Genomic DNA, 16423 nt, shown 5'->3' with positions numbered 1-16423 from the left:
GCAGCGCGACCGGCAAAAAAAGAGGCGCCTGCGGGCGCCTCTCTCATCGCGGCGGGCGCAAGGCCCGCCGCCGTCAAGCAAGTCGGCTCGGGAAGAGCTTACTTCTTGGCGGCTTCCTTCTTTTCCATCTTCTTGACGGCGGCCTTCTTGGCAACCTTCTTGTGCTTCACGACCTTGTGAGCGGCGGGCTTGGCACCTTCGGCCTTGGCCGGGGTGGCAGCTTGCGCCAGGGCGGCGGTGGCGAAGAACAGGGCGAAAACGGCGGCAACGATCTTTTTCATGACGGGTTAGCCTCTAGAGATATTGGATTCGACCCCGAGGGGTCACAGCCGTAACGCGCGCGCTGGAAATCCGGTTGACAGCCGGGCGCGCGGCGCACGCGGCCGTCCGGCGCTCCGGGGGGTCTTGTGTCTTATAAAAGACTTCGCGTTTGGCGCGCGCGCAGGGCTAGAATGGACGACTTCTTGCACCGGAGGACTCCATGTACCAGCACATCCGCGTACCCGCCGAGGGCCAACGCATCACCGTGGGCGCCGACCATGCCCTGAGCGTGCCCGACCAGCCCATCATTCCCTACATCGAAGGCGACGGCACCGGTGCCGACATCACGCCGGTGATGATCAAGGTGGTCGACGCGGCCGTTGCCAAGGCCTACGGTTCCAAGCGCAAGATCTCCTGGATGGAGGTCTACGCCGGCGAGAAGGCCACCCGCATCTACGGGCCGGACGTCTGGCTGCCCGAGGAAACCCTCCAGGTGGTGAAGGAATTCGTGGTGTCGATCAAGGGGCCGCTGACCACCCCGGTGGGCGGGGGCATCCGCTCGCTGAACGTCGCGCTGCGCCAGGAACTCGACCTCTACGTGTGCCTGCGCCCGGTGCGCTACTTCACCGGCGTGCCCTCCCCGGTGAAGGCGCCCGAGAAGGTGGACATGGTGATCTTCCGCGAGAACTCGGAGGACATCTACGCCGGCATCGAGTGGGCGGCCGAGAGCGCCGGGGCGAAGAAGGTCATCGACTACCTGATCCGCGACATGGGCGTGACCAAGATCCGCTTCCCCGAGACCTCGGCCATCGGCATCAAGCCGGTGTCGCGCGAGGGCACCGAGCGCCTGGTGCGCAAGGCCATCCAGTACGCGATCGACAACGACCGCAAGTCGGTGACCCTGGTGCACAAGGGCAACATCATGAAGTTCACCGAAGGTGGCTTCCGCGACTGGGGCTACGCGCTGGCGCAGCGCGAGTTCGGCGCCCAGCCGGTGGACGGCGGCCCGTGGTGCAGTTTCCGCAATCCCAGGACCGGCCAGGACATCGTGGTCAAGGACGTGATCGCGGACGCCTTCCTGCAGCAGATCATCCTGCGCCCGGCTGAATACGACGTCATCGCCACCCTCAACCTGAACGGCGACTACATTTCGGACGCGCTGGCCGCGCAGGTGGGCGGCATCGGCATCGCCCCCGGCGCCAACCTGTCGGACGACGTGGCCATGTTCGAGGCCACGCACGGCACCGCTCCGAAGTACGCCGGCAAGGACTACGTCAACCCCGGCTCGGAAATCCTGTCGGCCGAGATGATGCTGCGCCACATGGGCTGGGTCGAGGCGGCCGACTGCGTGATCCGCTCGATGGAGCGGGCGATCGATTCCAAGCGCGTGACCTACGACTTCGCCCGCCTGATGAGCGGCGCCACCCAGGTGTCCTGCTCGGGCTTCGGCCAGGTCATGATCGAGCATATGTAAGCCCTTGCGCAGCCCTGGCGCCGCGGACCGGAACCGGTCCCGCGGCGCCGGGACTGCGCGGCCGCGCGGCGCCCGAGCGGGCGCGCGCGGCGGGCCCGCCGCCCGGCGGGCCCTCGGCCCCGGCCGGGCGGCGTGCGCCCGGTGTTTGCGCAGGGGCAACAATGCGTCGGGCGCGCATGCACGCTCCACACGGATCGCGCACTTTGTCCGACAATGGTCCCGAAGGCGCCACCTCGGCGCCGCTTCCAAGGCGACCCTAGAATCAACCCATGTCGAAGCCCCGCAAGGTCCCCGGCGCGAGCCCCGGCTCGGCGGCGGTGGTGGAGCGCCAGGAACAAAGGCTCAAGCCTCCGCCGCTCTACCAGGTGGTGATGTTGAACGACGATTTCACCCCGATGGAATTCGTCGTGCTCGTGATCCAGCAGTATTTCTCGAAAGATTTCGAAACCGCGACTCAGATCATGCTCAAGGTGCATCAGCACGGCAGGGGAGTCTGCGGGGTGTATGCGAAGGACGTCGCGGCGACCAAGGTGGAACAGGTCATGGCGGCGGCCCGTCAGGCCGGCCATCCGCTGCAATGCGTGATGGAGGCCGTCTAGGAGAGCATCATGATCGCCCAGGAACTGGAAGTCAGCCTGCACATGGCCTTCGTCGAGGCCCGGCAGCAGCGGCACGAGTTCATCACCGTCGAGCACCTGCTGCTGGCGCTGCTGGACAATCCCTCCGCCGCGGAGGTACTGCGCGCCTGTTCGGCCAACCTGGACGACCTGCGCAAGAGCCTGAGCACCTTCGTCAAGGACAACACCCCCGTGGTGCCCGGCACCGACGAGGTGGACACCCAGCCCACGCTGGGTTTCCAGCGCGTGATCCAGCGCGCGATCATGCACGTGCAGTCGTCCAGCAACGGCAAGAAGGAAGTCACCGGAGCCAACGTGCTGGTGGCGATCTTCAGCGAGAAGGATTCGCACGCCGTGTACTACCTGCACCAGCAGGGGGTGACGCGCCTGGACGTGGTGAACTACCTGTCGCACGGCATCCGCAAGACCGATCCGCTGGAGCCGGCCAAGCCGGCCGCCTCGGGCGCCGGCGGCGACGAGGAGGAGCGCGAGGGCAAGGAAACCCCGCTGGACCAGTTCACGCAGAACCTGAACCAGCTGGCGCGCGAAGGCCGCATCGACCCGCTGATCGGGCGCGAGTCCGAGGTGGAGCGCGTGATCCAGGTGCTGTGCCGGCGGCGCAAGAACAACCCGCTGCTGGTCGGCGAGGCCGGCGTGGGCAAGACGGCGATCGCCGAGGGCCTGGCCTGGCGCATCGTGCAGGGCCAGGTGCCGGCGGTGCTGGACGGCGGCGTGGTCTATTCGCTGGACATGGGCGCGCTGCTGGCGGGCACCAAGTACCGCGGCGACTTCGAGCAGCGCATCAAGGCGGTGATCAAGCAGATCCGCGAGATGCCGCACGCCATCCTGTTCATCGACGAGATCCACACCCTGATCGGCGCCGGCGCCGCGTCGGGCGGCACGCTGGACGCGTCCAACCTGCTCAAGCCCGCGCTCACCTCGGGCCAGCTGCGCTGCATCGGCGCCACGACCTTCACCGAATACCGGGGCATTTTCGAGAAGGACGCGGCGCTGTCGCGCCGCTTCCAGAAGATCGACGTGGTCGAGCCCAGCGTCGAGCAGACGGTGGAGATCCTCAAGGGCCTGAAGTCGCGCTTCGAGGAGCACCACGGCGTCAAGTACGGTGCCGGGGCGCTGACCGCGGCGGCCGAGCTTTCGGCCAAGTACATCAACGACCGTCACCTGCCGGACAAGGCCATCGACGTGATCGACGAGGCCGGGGCCGCGCAGCGCGTGCTTCCCAAGAGCAAGCAGAAGAAGACCATCGGCAAGACCGAGATCGAGGACATCGTGTCCAAGATCGCGCGCGTGCCGGTGCACAGCGTGACCACCGACGACCGCTCCAAGCTGCGCAACCTGGAACGCGACCTGAAGAACGTGGTGTTCGGCCAGGAGGAGGCGATCGGCGCGCTCGCGGCCGCCATCAAGATGACCCGCTCGGGCCTGGGCAAGCCCGACAAGCCCATCGGCTCCTTCCTGTTCAGCGGCCCCACCGGCGTGGGCAAGACCGAAGTGGCCCGCCAGCTGGCCTACGTGCTGGGCATCGAGCTGGTGCGCTTCGACATGTCGGAGTACATGGAGCGCCACACCGTCTCGCGGCTGATCGGCGCGCCTCCGGGCTACGTGGGTTTCGACCAGGGCGGCCTGCTGACCGAGGCCATCGCCAAGAAGCCCCACGCGGTGCTGCTGCTCGACGAAATCGAGAAGGCCCACCCGGACGTGTTCAACGTGCTGCTGCAGGTGATGGACAACGGCACGCTGACCGACAACAACGGGCGCAAGGCGGATTTCCGCAACGTGATCCTGATCATGACCACCAACGCCGGCGCGGAAGCCATGCAGAAGGGGGCGATCGGCTTCACCTCGAGGCGCGAGCGTGGCGACGAGATGGTCGACATCAAGCGCATGTTCTCGCCCGAGTTCCGCAACCGCCTGGACGCGATCATCAACTTCCGCGCGCTGGACGAGACCATCATCCTGCGCGTGGTCGACAAGTTCCTGCTGCAGCTCGAGTCCCAGCTGGCCGAGAAGCGCGTCGAGGCGGCCTTCACCGACGCCTTGCGCAAGTACCTGGCCTCCAGGGGCTTCGATCCCCTGATGGGCGCGCGTCCGATGCAGCGCCTGATCCAGGACACCATCCGCCGCGCCCTGGCCGACGAACTGCTGTTCGGCCGCCTGGTCGATGGCGGACGGGTGACCGTGGACGTGGACGACGCTGGCGAGATCAGCCTGGAGATCTCGGAGCCGGAGTCCAAGCCGCCGCGCCGGCGCGAGGCGGAAGTGGCGCCCTGAGGGCGCGCTCGACGCTGCGCGGGCCGCCGCATTGCACATTCGGCATTAGCGGCTCGAAGCGCACGCTCATGCGGTAGTGCGCTCCGGCGGAGCCGCTGAACACGCCGGAGCCGGTGAAGATCACGGCCCTGCGCTCCGGGTCCAGGCGCAGCCGGGGGTCGAGGGTCGACGGGTCGGGGCCGCGGCTGAACACCTCGTAGAGTTCGACCCGGCCGGGTCGGTGGGTGCCCTCGGTATAGCGCATGGGGGCCCAGACCGGGTGCTCGGTCTGGTACAGGAAGGCCGTGCCGTCGGCGCCGGCCTGGCCGCGCAGCACCATGTCGAACTCGTAGCTGCCCTCGAAGCTGGCCTGCGAGAGCTCCTGCTCGACGATGGCCGAGCACCAGGGCGGCACCAGGATGTTCTCCTGCGGCGTGGTGTACTGTTCCGAGCGCTGGGTGGTGCAGGCCTCGCCGGAGTCGTGGGAATATTTCGCCTCGAGGTCCACGCTGATCTGGACGGCCTTGATCTTGAACGAGCCGCTCCCGCCCAAGCCTCCGCTCAAGGTCACATTGGTGCTGGTCGTGACCGAATCCGTCACGGTCAGCGAGTGGGTGGTCGACGAGATGGTCTGGTTCAGCGGGGTCCAGTTGGGCAGTTCGCTGGTGTCGTTCCACAGCAGCTTTTCCGAGGTCGGGCGCAGCCGGTTCTGGCGTGCGCTGGACTCGACGCGGTCGAACTGGAAGTCCCGCGGGTTGTCGAGGACGAATTTCCAGGCGCCCCCGACCTGGTAGATGCCCCAGGAAAACAGCTGGTCGCGCACCGGGGTGCCCTCGATGGCGTTGAAGGACTCGCTCAGCGCATCGCCGAGATCCTCCAGGCTCATGCCGGCCGTCGGGTCCTTGGAACTCGGCTCGATGTCGATGCGGAAGTTGGAGTGGCCCAGCGCCGAGACCTTGAATTTCTGCTTGCGCCGGCTCGCCTGGTCGACGCAGGACAGGCGCACCGGGTCCTGCGCGTAACGGTCCATGACCGCGAGGCCGGGCTCGATGTTCGACACCACGGCCCAGCGGTGGGCGCCGGTGCCTCCGGCCTGGATCAGGCCCACCCCGGAGCACAGGTAGCTGCGGGCGTTGGGCTTGTAGCTGAACCGCAGGTCGCCGATCAGGGCGAAGAAGCTGCCGTCGAAGGGCTCCGGCACCACGCCCCCGGTGTCGTGGTAGGGCGCTCGTCCCTGCTGGACCAGCCAGGTCGCCGATTCCGGCGAGGAGGTGCGTCCGGCCCGCACGCGGATGCCGTGGTCTCCCTGGTTGCTGGTGCCCTCGTAGACGTCGTCGCGGCTCACCCGGTGGGAGCCCACGGTGAACAGCGTGTCGCCGGAGCGCTGGATGTCGCTGCTTCCGTCCGTGTCGCCGAAGTACAGGTCGTTGTCGCGTACCGTGGCCTCGGCGGGGGCCGCGATGCAGCCCAGCAGCAACCCGGTGCCCAGCAGCCGCGGCAGCCGGGGCGCGCGGCGCCGATGCGGCGGCGCTGACGCGGAGCATCGGGCAGGCTTCGTGGTGATGACGGATGGGGAGTCGGATGGGCGGCGCATGGGGATGGGTCTCGGAGTGCAGGAAGGGGCCCGGAGCGCACGCTCGAAGCTCGTGGGTCGGCCGTCGGTCCGGGCAAGCATTATCGGAACAAGCTGAAAACCGCCTCGACTGTGATTTTTCTCGGATTTTTCGTGCGGCTTCGTTTCGGTGAATCCATGTGCCGACCATGACGGGTTCATGGTCCAGACGAATGCTTATATTGGCGGCTTTCAAGACCGAGAATCCGCCATGTTTCCGGACCCTCGAACATCAGCCCGTGGAGCATTTTCTGTCCGCTCCGATCCGAATCGCCCCGATGCGCGGCGCCGTGCCTGGCTTCGAGGGGCCTGCGGCATGCTCGGCATGGCCGCCTGGCCGGGCGCGGCGGGGTCGGCCGCGCAGACGCCGGCGGGCCCGGCCCATGCACCGCAGTACGGCCCGATCCCCGGCACCAACGTGATCACCACCCCGGCAGCCCCGGCGGCCCTGGTGTTCCACCCCCAGGCCCCCTACGCCTACGTGCCGGCGCGGCATGCCAACGACATCATCCTGTACCGTACCGATCCCCGCGACGGCCGCATGCTCAGCTTCGGCTCCGTGTCCAGCGAGGGCAGGCAGCCGACCTTCGGAGCGTCCTTCGACGCGTCCGGACGCATGCTGTACCTGCCGAATGCCGCGAGCAACTCCATCGCGCAATTCGCCTTCGAGCCCGCCACCGGCGGGTTGCGCTGGGTGGATACCGTCGATTTGTCCGGCATTCCCGGCGCCGGTCTGTATCCCTATGTCATTACCCTCGGCCCGGAGAATATCCGCGCCTATGTCACGATGTACCGTTCGAGCCGGGTCCTGGTGTTCGAGATCGAGGCCGAAACCGGCCGGCTGGATTTTCGCTCCATGGTCGAGACCGGGCCGATGCCGGTGGGTCTGTTTTTCGACTCCGAGGGGCACTACGCGGTGGTCAACAACCAGGCCGCGAATCGCCTGCAACTGTTCGAGGCGCAGCAGGGCAGCGGCGAACTGAGCCTGGTGCAGAATTTCGAGGCCCCCGGGCTGATCGAGCCCTTCTTCGCGCAGCCCTTTCCCGGCAGGGAGCTTTTCTACGCCCTTGCCGGGGGCGTGAACGCCATTTTTCAGCTCAGGCTGCGGGTCGACGCCGGCCATGCCCGGCTCGAGCAGTGCGCCGCGCCGGTGCCCACCGGCGTGATGCCCAACACCTTCCTGGCGCTGAGCGAGGACAAGGCCCACGCCTTCGAGGCGAACTACCAGAGCAACGACGTCTCGATGTACCGCGTCGATGCCTGCGGGGTGCTCAGCCCGCTGTCGCCGCCGAGCGTGGCCACCGGGCCCGGGCCCATCCAGATCAAGGCGATGCCCGGCACCGACCTGTTCTACAGCCTGGACTACCTTTCGAACACCATCCGGGCCTACCGGCTCGGCCGCGACGGGCAGTTGCTGCCCGAGCGATTCGAATAGCCTGGCTTCACGCCGTCAGGCGCGGGGGGCGGCGGCGGCTCGGCCGTACACTCCCTGCCATGCTCGTCCATCCCGATTTCAATCCCATCGCCTTTCGTGTCGGTCCCCTGCAGGTGCACTGGTACGGCATCATGTACCTGCTGGGCTTCATCAGCTTCTGGCTGCTGGCCCGGCTGCGCCTGAAGGACCCGCCCTACGCCGCCTACGGCTGGACCACCCGCGACATCGAGGACATGCTGTTCGCCGGCGTGCTGGGGGTGATCCTCGGCGGACGCCTGGGCTACGTGCTGTTCTACCAGCCCGCCTACTATTTTTCCCATCCCTCGCAGATCGCCGCGGTCTGGGACGGCGGCATGTCCTTCCACGGCGGCTTGCTGGGCGTGCTGGTGGCCGCCTGGTGGTTCGCGCGCAAGCGCCGCGTGGGCTGGCTGGAACTGGTGGATTTCATCGCGCCGATGATCCCGCCCGGCATCGCCTTCGGGCGCATGGGCAATTTCATCAACGGCGAGCTGTGGGGGCGCGCGGCGCCTGCCTGGTGGCCCGGTGCGATGATCTATCCGGAGTCGGGCTCGCTGGTGCCGCGCTACCCCTCCGAGCTCTACGAGCTGGCCCTGGAAGGCGTGGTGCTGTTCGCGCTGCTGTGGTGGCTGCGTTCCAGGCCGCGTCCGCGCGGTTTCATCGCCGGCTGGTTCGCGCTGGGCTACGGCCTGGCGCGGTTCACCGCCGAATTCTTCCGCCAGCCCGACGCCTTTCTCGGCTACCTGTGGTTCGGCGCCACCATGGGCCAGTTGTTGTCGATTCCGCTGATCCTGCTCGGCATCGGGCTGATCGTGTGGTCTCTGCGCCAGCCCATGCCGGCCGGCGCCTGAGGCTTGCGGCGGGCGAGGACGCGCGCAGCGAGCGCGCGGCCCGTCATGCCTGCAACGGGCCGAGCTCGGCCGGGCGCAGGATGCGCAGGCCCGGCGCCGAGCAGCGCGGGGCCAGCGCCAGCAGGGCCTTGTCGCGCGTGAGCAGGCATTGCGCCCGCGCATGCGCGGCGAGGTCGATGAACATCTGGTCGTCGGGGTCGGCGCAGCGCCACGCGCAGGCCGGCGCCTCGGGCAGCAGCAGGCCGTGGTCCTGCGCGGCCTGGCGCACGCGGCGGCCCAGCGCGGCGGCATCGGCGCCGGCGCGGCGCAGCACCTGCTCGCGCGACACCACGTCGAACAGTTCCTCGAGCATGGCCGGGGTGTGCAGCCAGCGCGCGCGCCCCTCGTGCAGCCAGGCGGCGGCCGCCTCCATGTGGGCGTCGGCGAACACCAGCCAGTCGAGCACCACGTTGGTGTCCAGCACCCAGTGCAGGGTGCCGCCCGGCGCCTGCGTGCAGGCCGGGGTCATGGCGCTCAGGCCCGCACCGGCACCCAGCCCATCTGCTGCAGTCCCTTGTAGAACATGTAGCTGGCCAGGCCCAGCAGCAGCAGCGAGAACACGCGTTGCAGCACGTGCACCGGCAGGCGGTGGGTGAGGCTGGCCCCCAGCGGGGCCGAGATCACGCTGGTGGCCGAACAGGCCAGCAGCGCCGGCACGTACACGTAGCCCATGGAGTAGGGCGGCAGGCCCTGCGCGCCCAGTCCGGCCGAAACGTAGCCCAGAAGCCCGCCGATGGCGATCAGCAGCCCGGTGGCGGCGCTGGTGCCCACGGCGGTGCGCATGGGCACGCCCCTCCAGCGCAGGAAGGGCACGGTCAGGAAGCCGCCGCCGGCGCCCAGCACCGAGGAGATGGCACCGATGCCGCCGCCGGCCGCCAGCACCAGCGAGGCCGAGGGCAGGCGCTGTTCGGGCGCCTGCGCGGCGTCCGGCCTGGCGCCGCGGAACATGCGCACAGCCGACAGCCCGACGAAGCCGCCGAAGAACAGCGCCAGCCAGCTGGCGTGCAGCCGGCTGGCCACATGCGCGCCAATGAAGGTGCCCAGCAGCGCGCCCAGGCCCAGCCAGCGCACGGTGCGCCATTGCACCGCGCCGCGCTTGTGGTGCATGCGCACGCTGGACGAGGCGGTGAACACGATGGTGGTCAGCGAGGTCGCGATGGCCATGTGCACGACCAGCTCGGGCGGGAAGCGCTGGTAGGTGAACATGAAGGTGAGGAACGGCACCAGCAGCATGCCGCCGCCCAGCCCGAGCATGCCCGCGAAACAACCGGTGAAGGAACCCAGCAGCATGAGTTCGAGCAGGAAGGCGACGGGCATGGCGTAGGGTGGGGCAGGGCGGTGCCGGTCCGTGCTGCGAACCGGCGGACCAGGTGCGGACAAACGGCGATGACGCCGCGGTGAGGCGGCGCCGCCGCAAGGGCGCTCGCGGGAAGGGGGCGTCTGCCCGAACCGCGCCGACCGTGGATCCCTGAACCCTTCCGGGACAGGTGGGCTAGGTCACCACGCTTCGGGAGCGTCTGCGCGAGACACTTCGCGCCCACGTGGAATCTTCCAGGCCCGAGGCACAGCGCATCGGTTCAAGAAATGCCTGATCGGCGCAGCCAGGCAGACAGTGGCTATTGTAGCGGCCCGGGGCTTCGCGGGTGCGGCCCCCGTGCTTCGCTCACAACAGCTGGCCGTCCTCGTCCAGCGCGGCGTCCAGGCGCTGCTGCAGGCGCTGCAGGCGGGCGCCGAGCTCGGCCGGCGCGGGCGCGGCACCCGGCTGCGCCGTGCCCCCCGTGAGCTTGGCGTGCGCGAGGTTCAGCGCCGCCAGCACGGCGATGCGTTCGCGCGCGCGGATGCGCCCGAGGTCGCGGATGCTGCACATCTCGCGGTCCACCTCGGCCACGGCCTGGCGCAAGGCCTCCTGCTCGCCGTCGTGGCAGGCCAGCACGTAGCTCTGGCCCATGATGCTGACTTCCAGCGTGGTGGTGGTCGGCGCGCCCATCAGCGGCCCTCCGCGGCCTGGCCGTCCTGCGGGCCCTGCAGGCGCGCCAGCAACTGGTCCACCCGCACGCGGGCCTCGCTCAGGCGCTGGCGCAGGCTGTCGCGCTCGGTCTCCAGTTGCTGCACGCGCTGCTGCAGCAGCGCGTGCGTGCGCCCGGCTTCGGCATGGCGCAGCGCCAGGCGTTCGACCTTGGCCTGGATGTCGTCGAGCTGTGCGCTCCAATCGGCGGCAGGGTTCATGGCGCCGATTCTATAGTGTGGGGCGCGGCGCAAAGCGTTCCCCGGATGCGGGTCCGCCGCCTGCCCGATTCCGTTGAACTCCCCGCCGAACCCTGCGCCACCACCCCATGAAGCTGCCCGCCGCCTTTCCCGGTCCGCACGAGGTCGCACCGCGCCCCGCGCGCAGCGCGGCGCTGGCGCTGCTGCTGGGCCTGCTGCTGCTGGCCATGCTGGCGCTGGAGCTCGGGGTGGGGGCTGCCGGCTGGTCGTGGCCGCTGGTGCGCGAGCTGCGCCTGCCGCGCGCCCTGGCCGCGGCGGGGGTGGGCGCGCTGCTGGCGCAGGCCGGCCTGGTGATGCAACTGCTGCTGCGCAATCCGCTGGCCGACCCCTACGTGCTGGGCGCCTCCGGCGGCGCCGGACTGGGCGCGCTGCTCATGCTGGTGAGCTTTGGCGGCCTGCTGGGCCTGGGCAGCCTGCTCGGCGCGCTGGCCGCGCTGGGGCTGTTGCTGCTGCTCGGCCGGCGCGCGCTGGCCGCCACCGACGAGCAGGCGCCGGCGCAACTGATCCTGATCGGTGCCATGCTGTCGGCGGTGTTCGGCGCCTGCTCGACGCTGACCCTCGCGCTGGTGCCCGAGCACAGTCTGCGCGGCGCCGTGTTCTGGCTGGTGGGCGACCTGTCGGGGGCCACGCGTGGAGCTTACCTGTGCATGCTGGCCGCCCTGCTGGCGCTACTGCTGCGCGCGGGCGCGCGGCGCCTGGACCGCGTGGCGCTGGGCGGCGAGCAGGCCTGGCTGCTGGGCGAGCCGCTGCAGCGCCTGCGCCTGGGCCTGGTGCTGGCGGCGGCGCTGGCCACGGCGGCGGCCGTCTCGCAGGCCGGGGCCATCGGTTTCGTCGGGCTGGTGGTTCCGCAGGCACTGCGCCTGCGCGGCGTGCAGCGCATGCACCAGCAGGCCTGGGCGGCGCCGATGCTGGGCGCCGCCTTGCTGCTGGGCGCGGATGCTCTTGCGCGGGGCGTGGCCATGCCCTATGAACTGCCGGTGGGCGCGATCACGGCGCTGGTCGGCGCGCCGGTGTTCGTGGCCCTGTTGCTGCGGGGGCAGGCGTGAGGGACGGCGCCGCGCTGCTGCGCCTGCGCGCCGCGGAGTTGCGCGCAGGTTCGCAATGCCTGGTGCGCGAACCGCGCCTGGACGTGCAGCCCGGGCAGCGCTGGGCCCTCATCGGGCGCAACGGCGCCGGCAAGTCCACGCTGCTGCGCCTGCTGGCCGGGCTGCTCGAGCCGCATGGCGCGACGGTGGAGCTGGCGGGCGAGGCCTTGGCGCGCGTCTCCCCGGCGCGCCTGGCCCGGCTGCGCGCGTACATGCCGGCGCAGCCCCACGACCGTTTCGGCATCTCGGTGCTGGACGCGCTGATGCTGGGGCAGCGCGAGCCCGACGAGCAGCGCGCGCTGCACTGGCTGCAGGCCGTGGACGCGCTGGCGCTGGCACGCCGCTCGTTGCTGCGCCTGTCCTCCGGCGAACGCCAGCGGGTGGCGCTGGCGCAGGTGCTGGCGCAGGACACCGCGCTGCTGCTGCTCGACGAACCCGTCAGTTTCCAGGACCCTCGCCACCAGGCGAGCCTGGCGAAGCTGCTGGGCCTGCACCTGGCGCCGGACGGCCCGCGCGCGCTGGTGTTCAGCGCCCACGACCTGAACTGGGTGGCGGCGCTGGCCACGCATGTGCTGGCGCTGCTGCCCGACGGCGCGTGGACGGCCGGCGAGGCCTCGCGGGTGCTGTGCGAGGACACGCTGGGCCGGGCCTACGGCTGCGCCTGGCAACGCATCGCCAGGCCCGGCCGCGCCGACCTGTGGATCGCGGGGGACTGAAGCGGCGAATCGGGAAACTTCGCGCGGCTTCAGCGCGCCGCGGCTCCGCGGCTCGCGTCGATCACCCGGCACAGCTGCTCCACGGCGGCGATGGTGCCGGTGCCCATGCGGGGCAGTCCGTCCGGGTCCAGCAGCACCAGGCGCCGGTGGCGCACCGCGGACAGTTGCGCGAAGGCCTGCCAGGCCTGCAGCGCGCGCGGGTCGGGGCTGGCCGCCACGATGAGTTGCGGGTCGCGCGCCAGCACCGCCTCGCGGCTGACCTGGGCGGCCGGCGCGCGCAGATCCCCGAACACGTTGATGCCGCCGCACAGCCGGATCGCGCGGTCGATCGCCTGTCCGCCGCCGATGGTCATCAGCGGGGCGGGCCAGGCCTGGAAGAACACGCGGACCGGGGCCGCGCCGCCCGCGTGGGCGCGTTCGCGCAGCGCGCGCAGCCGGCGCGCGTAGTCCTCGGCCCAGGCGCGGGCCTGGGCGGCCGTGCCGGCCAGTTCGCCGATGCGCAGCACCGTCTCGCCGACGTCGCGCAGGTCGCGGATTTCGCTCCAGTACACGGGAAACCCGAGGCGGCGCAGCGCCGCGGCCTGGCGCGGGGGCGTGCCCGAACGCCAGGCCAGCACGAGATCGGGGCGCAGCATGGCCAGGGCTTCCAGGTTCAGCCCGAAGGCGTCACCCACGCGCGGCAGCGAGGCCACCGCCGCGGGCAGCCGGGCCCCGCCGATGGTGCCGACCAGGCGCGAACCCGCTCCCGCCGCCAGGCATAGCTCCACCAGTTGCGGCGACAGCGCGACGATGCGCCGCGCGGGATGGGCCAGGCGCAGATCCTGCCCGGTGTCGTCGCGCACGCCGAGCGCGGCCCGCGCGGCGGGGCTGGCGAGCAGGGCGCCGCCGAGCAGCAGCAGGCGCCGGCGCGCCGGGCTGGCCGCGCCCGCGCCTGGTCGCGCCGGCCGCCCGGCGGAGTTCAGGACGGCCTCCCGCGCTCCGCGGTCTTGCGCGCCGGCAGCGCGGTCTTGGGCTTGTAGGGGCACAGGTCGGCCAGCGCGCAGCGCCAGCATTCGGGCTGCCGGGCCTTGCACACGTAGCGCCCATGCAGGATCAGCCAGTGGTGGGCATCGTGGGCGTAGGCCGCGGGCACCAGCTTGAGCAGGGCCTGTTCCACTTCCAGGGGCTTGCTCGACCTGGCCAGGCCCAGCCGGTTGGCCACGCGCAGCACGTGGGTGTCGACGGCCAGCGTGGGTTCCCCGAAGGCGACGTTGAGCACCACGTTGGCGGTCTTGCGTCCCACCCCGGGCAGGGCCTCCAGCGCCTCGCGGGTCGACGGCACCTGCCCTGCGTGCGATTCCACCAGCGCGCGGCTCAGCGCCAGCACGTTGCGTGCCTTGGTGCGGTACAGCCCGATGGTGCGGATGTAGCCGGCCACCGCGTCCTCGTCGAGCCGCGCCATGGCCTGCGGCGTGGGCGCGGCGGCGAACAGCGCCGGCGTGGCCTTGTTCACGCCGGCGTCGGTGGCCTGCGCCGACAGCACCACGGCCACCAGCAGTTCAAAGGAGTTGCGGTAATGCAGTTCGCTGACCGGCTGCGGATTGGCGGCCTGCAGGCGCGCGAACAGGGTTTCGACGTGGGCGGCTTTCATCGCGTGGCGTGGCCGGATTTCGGGTGGACGCCAGCGTAGCGCAGCTTCAGCCGCGCGAGGCCTGGCGCTGGCGCGCGCGCTCCAGCGCCGCGCGCACCAGGGCCTGCTTGCGTTGCTGCGCGTCCTGCTCGGGTGCCGGCGCGGCGCCGGGCGCCGGGGCCGGGGCCGGGCGGGCGGCACGGGCCGCCGCGGCGCGCCCGGCTTCGCCTTCGATGCGAAGGCCGCGGCGCTCGTAGCGTTGCCGCGCCTGACTCGCCTGCGCCTCGCTCCAGGCATCCCATCCGGTGGTCTGGGGCTGCCGCGCCGGTGCGACCAGGTGGATGCAGTCGGTCGGGCAGGGCGGCAGGCACAGCTCGCATCCGGTGCACCAGTCGGCCAGCACCGTGTGCATGCGCCGCGGCGCGCCGGCGATGGCGTCCACCGGGCAGGCCTGGATGCACAGCGTGCAGCCGATGCAGGCGGACTCGTCGATCCAGGCCAGGCGCCTGGGCGCCTCGTCGCCGCATTCGGCGTCGAGTTCGAGCACCGGCTGCCCGGTGATCGCGGCCAGGCGCCGCACGCCCTCGGCGCCGCCCGGCGGGCAGCGGTTGATCGCCGCCTCGCCGTCGGCCAGAGCCTGCGCGTAGGCCCTGCAGTCGGCGTAGCCGCAGCGCCGGCACTGGGTCTGCGGCAAGGCCTCGTCGATCGCCTGCAGCAGCGCCAGGGCGCTCATCGGGCGCGCGCGCGCCCCGCGGGCGGCGGGACTGCGGGCATGGGCGCGTTCACGGCTTCAGGCGCGGCGGCGGGCCTTGGCGGGGGGCTCCTGGCGCACCGCCACCGGCGCGGCCGCCAGACGGTGCCTGGCGATGAACTCGGTCACGCGGGGGTACACCAGATCGCGCCAGCGCCGCCCCGAGAAGATGCCGTAGTGTCCTGCGCCGGGCACCGTGTAGTGCGCGCGCTCGGCGGCCGGGATCGCGGTGCACAGGTCGTGCGCGGCCTGGGTCTGGCCGGCGCCGGAGATGTCGTCGAGCTCGCCCTCGATGGTCAGCAACGCGGTGTGCCGGATGTCCTGCGGGCGCACCGGCTTGCCGTGCACCTTCCAGGTGCCGTGCACCAGCGCGAACTCCTGGAACACGGTGCGGATGGTGTCCAGGTAGTACTCGGCGTCCATGTCGAGCACCGCGTTGTACTCGTCGTAGAAGCGCCGGTGGGCATCGGCGTCGTCGTCGTCGCCGCGCACCAGTTGCAGGAAGTAGTCGTAGTGCGACTGCATGTGGCGGTCCGGGTTCATCGCGATGAACCCGGTGTGCTGCAGGAAGCCCGGGTAGACGCGGCGCCCCGCGCCCGGATAGTTCACCGGCACGCGATAGATCACATTGGACTCGAACCACTCGATGCTTTTGTTCGTGGCCAGGTTGTTGACCGAGGTCGGGGAATGCCGTGCATCGATCGGGCCGCCCATCATGACCATGGTGCGCGGCGTGGGCTCGCCGGCGGAGGCCAGCAGCGAGATCGCGCCCAGCACCGGCACCGTGGGCTGGCACACCGAAATCACGTGCGAGTCGGGGCCGATGTGGCGGATGAAGTCCTGCACGTAGCCCACGTAGTCGTCGAGGGAGAAGGTGCCGTGTTCGGTGGGCACCATGCGCGCGTCGACCCAGTCGGTGATGTAGACCTTGTGGTCGCGCAGCAGCGTGCGCACCGTGTCGCGCAACAGCGTGGCGTGGTGCCCCGACAGCGGCGCCACGATCAGCACCGTGGGCTGGGCCTTCAGGCTGCGAAGCACCTCGGCGTCGTCGCTGAAGCGCTTGAAGCGCACCAGGCGGCAGAAGGGCTTGTCCAGCGCCACTTGTTGCTGCACCGCAACGTCGCGATCCCCGATGCGCACCGAGGAAATGCCGAAATCGGGTTTTTCGTAGCTCTTGAGCAGGCGGTGCATCAGCTCGTAGCTGGCGGACACGCGCTGCATGCTGGGCGCCTGCGACAGCGGCCACAGCGGGTTGGTGTAGAACTTCGACGCAGCCTGCGCGAAGTCGGCCAGCGGGCTCAGGATGGCCCGTTGCGATTCATACCAGTCGTAAATCATCGACAGCCCCGCTGATGCACTGCACCAATTGTAGTTCTTCGGCAGCGCGCGGGCATCCGGGGGCACCCGGGGGCATGCCGC

At 70.5% G+C, this 16423-nt stretch carries 17 protein-coding genes; 7 read left to right on the top strand and 10 right to left on the bottom strand.

From position 1 onward, the window contains the following. Positions 1–98: 98 nt before the first annotated feature. Positions 99–281 (bottom strand): hypothetical protein, encoded by a 183-nt coding sequence (locus D466_RS0101115; protein ID WP_018911846.1) that lies wholly within the window; start codon positions 279–281, stop codon positions 99–101. 200 nt (positions 282–481) lie between these two features. Here D466_RS0101115 and icd point away from each other — a divergent pair, with 200 nt between their 5' ends. From icd to clpA, 3 genes are all read left to right on the top strand, one after another. After that, entirely contained in the window at positions 482–1735 is a 1254-nt protein-coding gene (icd, locus tag D466_RS0101110; protein ID WP_018911845.1) for an NADP-dependent isocitrate dehydrogenase, read from the top strand. Between the two features lie 269 nt (positions 1736–2004). Further along, complete coding sequence (gene clpS, locus D466_RS0101105; RefSeq protein ID WP_018911844.1) at positions 2005–2334, top strand: ATP-dependent Clp protease adapter ClpS; 330 nt, start codon at positions 2005–2007, stop codon at positions 2332–2334. Positions 2335–2343: 9 nt separating this feature from the next. After that, positions 2344–4644: an ATP-dependent Clp protease ATP-binding subunit ClpA gene (clpA, locus tag D466_RS0101100; protein ID WP_018911843.1), complete on the top strand. Its 2301-nt coding sequence runs from the start codon at positions 2344–2346 to the stop codon at positions 4642–4644. On the opposite strand, the gene D466_RS0101095 is transcribed toward clpA, so the two are convergent. After that, entirely contained in the window at positions 4577–6217 is a 1641-nt protein-coding gene (locus D466_RS0101095) for an ETX/MTX2 family pore-forming toxin (protein WP_196803394.1), read from the bottom strand. The genes clpA and D466_RS0101095 overlap by 68 nt on opposite strands. 334 nt (positions 6218–6551) lie before the next feature. On the opposite strand from D466_RS0101095, the gene D466_RS0101090 reads away from it, so the two are divergent. Both D466_RS0101090 and lgt read left to right on the top strand, forming a co-directional pair. Then, positions 6552–7670 (top strand): beta-propeller fold lactonase family protein, encoded by a 1119-nt coding sequence (locus tag D466_RS0101090; RefSeq protein WP_018911841.1) that lies wholly within the window; start codon positions 6552–6554, stop codon positions 7668–7670. A gap of 59 nt (positions 7671–7729) precedes the next feature. Then, positions 7730–8539, top strand: a complete 810-nt coding sequence (lgt, locus tag D466_RS0101085; protein ID WP_018911840.1) for a prolipoprotein diacylglyceryl transferase — start codon at positions 7730–7732, stop codon at positions 8537–8539. A 43-nt stretch (positions 8540–8582) separates the two neighbouring features. Here lgt and D466_RS0101080 read toward each other — a convergent pair whose 3' ends face one another. The 4 genes from D466_RS0101080 to D466_RS0101065 form a co-directional block, all read right to left on the bottom strand. Continuing rightward, positions 8583–9047: a putative toxin-antitoxin system toxin component, PIN family gene (locus tag D466_RS0101080; RefSeq protein ID WP_018911839.1), complete on the bottom strand. Its 465-nt coding sequence runs from the start codon at positions 9045–9047 to the stop codon at positions 8583–8585. A gap of 5 nt (positions 9048–9052) precedes the next feature. Beyond that, positions 9053–9895 carry a sulfite exporter TauE/SafE family protein gene (locus D466_RS0101075; protein WP_018911838.1) on the bottom strand — a complete coding sequence of 281 codons (843 nt, stop codon included), beginning with the start codon at positions 9893–9895 and terminating at the stop codon, positions 9053–9055. 346 nt (positions 9896–10241) lie between these two features. Beyond that, positions 10242–10565, bottom strand: a complete 324-nt coding sequence (locus D466_RS0101070) for a cell division protein ZapA (protein ID WP_018911837.1) — start codon at positions 10563–10565, stop codon at positions 10242–10244. Then, the gene (locus D466_RS0101065; protein WP_018911836.1) at positions 10565–10804 is read right to left on the bottom strand and encodes a hypothetical protein; all 240 of its coding nucleotides are present in this window, start codon (positions 10802–10804) and stop codon (positions 10565–10567) included. Before D466_RS0101065 ends, D466_RS0101070 begins: the two co-directional genes overlap by 1 nt. A gap of 107 nt (positions 10805–10911) precedes the next feature. On the opposite strand from D466_RS0101065, the gene D466_RS0101060 reads away from it, so the two are divergent. Together D466_RS0101060 and D466_RS20120 are read left to right on the top strand one after the other, a co-directional pair. Continuing rightward, positions 10912–11889, top strand: a complete 978-nt coding sequence (locus tag D466_RS0101060) for an iron chelate uptake ABC transporter family permease subunit (RefSeq protein WP_018911835.1) — start codon at positions 10912–10914, stop codon at positions 11887–11889. Then, complete coding sequence (locus D466_RS20120) at positions 11886–12644, top strand: ABC transporter ATP-binding protein (protein ID WP_018911834.1); 759 nt, start codon at positions 11886–11888, stop codon at positions 12642–12644. The genes D466_RS0101060 and D466_RS20120 overlap by 4 nt, the downstream gene beginning before the upstream one ends. A gap of 29 nt (positions 12645–12673) precedes the next feature. On the opposite strand, the gene D466_RS0101050 is transcribed toward D466_RS20120, so the two are convergent. The 4 genes from D466_RS0101050 to D466_RS0101035 are packed head-to-tail and all read right to left on the bottom strand — an operon-like array spanning position 12674 to position 16342. Further along, positions 12674–13669: a helical backbone metal receptor gene (locus D466_RS0101050; protein WP_018911833.1), complete on the bottom strand. Its 996-nt coding sequence runs from the start codon at positions 13667–13669 to the stop codon at positions 12674–12676. Further along, positions 13603–14274 (bottom strand): endonuclease III, encoded by a 672-nt coding sequence (gene nth, locus D466_RS0101045; protein ID WP_018911832.1) that lies wholly within the window; start codon positions 14272–14274, stop codon positions 13603–13605. The genes D466_RS0101050 and nth overlap by 67 nt, the downstream gene beginning before the upstream one ends. A 46-nt stretch (positions 14275–14320) precedes the next feature. Beyond that, on the bottom strand, positions 14321–14986 hold the full coding sequence (gene rsxB, locus D466_RS0101040; RefSeq protein ID WP_018911831.1) for an electron transport complex subunit RsxB: 666 nt from the start codon (positions 14984–14986) through the stop codon (positions 14321–14323). Between the two features lie 57 nt (positions 14987–15043). Further along, a complete protein-coding gene (locus D466_RS0101035; RefSeq protein WP_018911830.1) occupies positions 15044–16342 on the bottom strand; it encodes a polyhydroxyalkanoate depolymerase in 1299 nt (432 codons plus the stop codon). Between the last annotated feature and the right edge of the window lie 81 nt (positions 16343–16423).

The organism is Thiomonas sp. FB-6 (assembly GCF_000377645.1).
Classification (GTDB): Bacteria; Pseudomonadota; Gammaproteobacteria; order Burkholderiales; family Burkholderiaceae_C; genus Thiomonas_A.
Note: the sequence above shows the minus strand (reverse complement) of the source record. Positions and strands in the feature narration are given on the sequence as shown.

What these genes read in the sequence shown, in the direction of transcription:
- D466_RS0101115 (WP_018911846.1), bottom strand. Translation starts at nt 281, where the DNA reads ATGAAAAAGATCGTTGCCGCCGTTTTCGCCCTGTTCTTCGCCACCGCC.
- icd (WP_018911845.1), top strand. Translation starts at nt 482, where the DNA reads ATGTACCAGCACATCCGCGTACCCGCCGAGGGCCAACGCATCACCGTG.
- clpS (WP_018911844.1), top strand. Translation starts at nt 2,005, where the DNA reads ATGTCGAAGCCCCGCAAGGTCCCCGGCGCGAGCCCCGGCTCGGCGGCG.
- clpA (WP_018911843.1), top strand. Translation starts at nt 2,344, where the DNA reads ATGATCGCCCAGGAACTGGAAGTCAGCCTGCACATGGCCTTCGTCGAG.
- D466_RS0101095 (WP_196803394.1), bottom strand. Translation starts at nt 6,217, where the DNA reads ATGCGCCGCCCATCCGACTCCCCATCCGTCATCACCACGAAGCCTGCC.
- D466_RS0101090 (WP_018911841.1), top strand. Translation starts at nt 6,552, where the DNA reads ATGCTCGGCATGGCCGCCTGGCCGGGCGCGGCGGGGTCGGCCGCGCAG.
- lgt (WP_018911840.1), top strand. Translation starts at nt 7,730, where the DNA reads ATGCTCGTCCATCCCGATTTCAATCCCATCGCCTTTCGTGTCGGTCCC.
- D466_RS0101080 (WP_018911839.1), bottom strand. Translation starts at nt 9,047, where the DNA reads ATGACCCCGGCCTGCACGCAGGCGCCGGGCGGCACCCTGCACTGGGTG.
- D466_RS0101075 (WP_018911838.1), bottom strand. Translation starts at nt 9,895, where the DNA reads ATGCCCGTCGCCTTCCTGCTCGAACTCATGCTGCTGGGTTCCTTCACC.
- D466_RS0101070 (WP_018911837.1), bottom strand. Translation starts at nt 10,565, where the DNA reads ATGGGCGCGCCGACCACCACCACGCTGGAAGTCAGCATCATGGGCCAG.
- D466_RS0101065 (WP_018911836.1), bottom strand. Translation starts at nt 10,804, where the DNA reads ATGAACCCTGCCGCCGATTGGAGCGCACAGCTCGACGACATCCAGGCC.
- D466_RS0101060 (WP_018911835.1), top strand. Translation starts at nt 10,912, where the DNA reads ATGAAGCTGCCCGCCGCCTTTCCCGGTCCGCACGAGGTCGCACCGCGC.
- nth (WP_018911832.1), bottom strand. Translation starts at nt 14,274, where the DNA reads ATGAAAGCCGCCCACGTCGAAACCCTGTTCGCGCGCCTGCAGGCCGCC.
- rsxB (WP_018911831.1), bottom strand. Translation starts at nt 14,986, where the DNA reads ATGAGCGCCCTGGCGCTGCTGCAGGCGATCGACGAGGCCTTGCCGCAG.
- D466_RS0101035 (WP_018911830.1), bottom strand. Translation starts at nt 16,342, where the DNA reads ATGATTTACGACTGGTATGAATCGCAACGGGCCATCCTGAGCCCGCTG.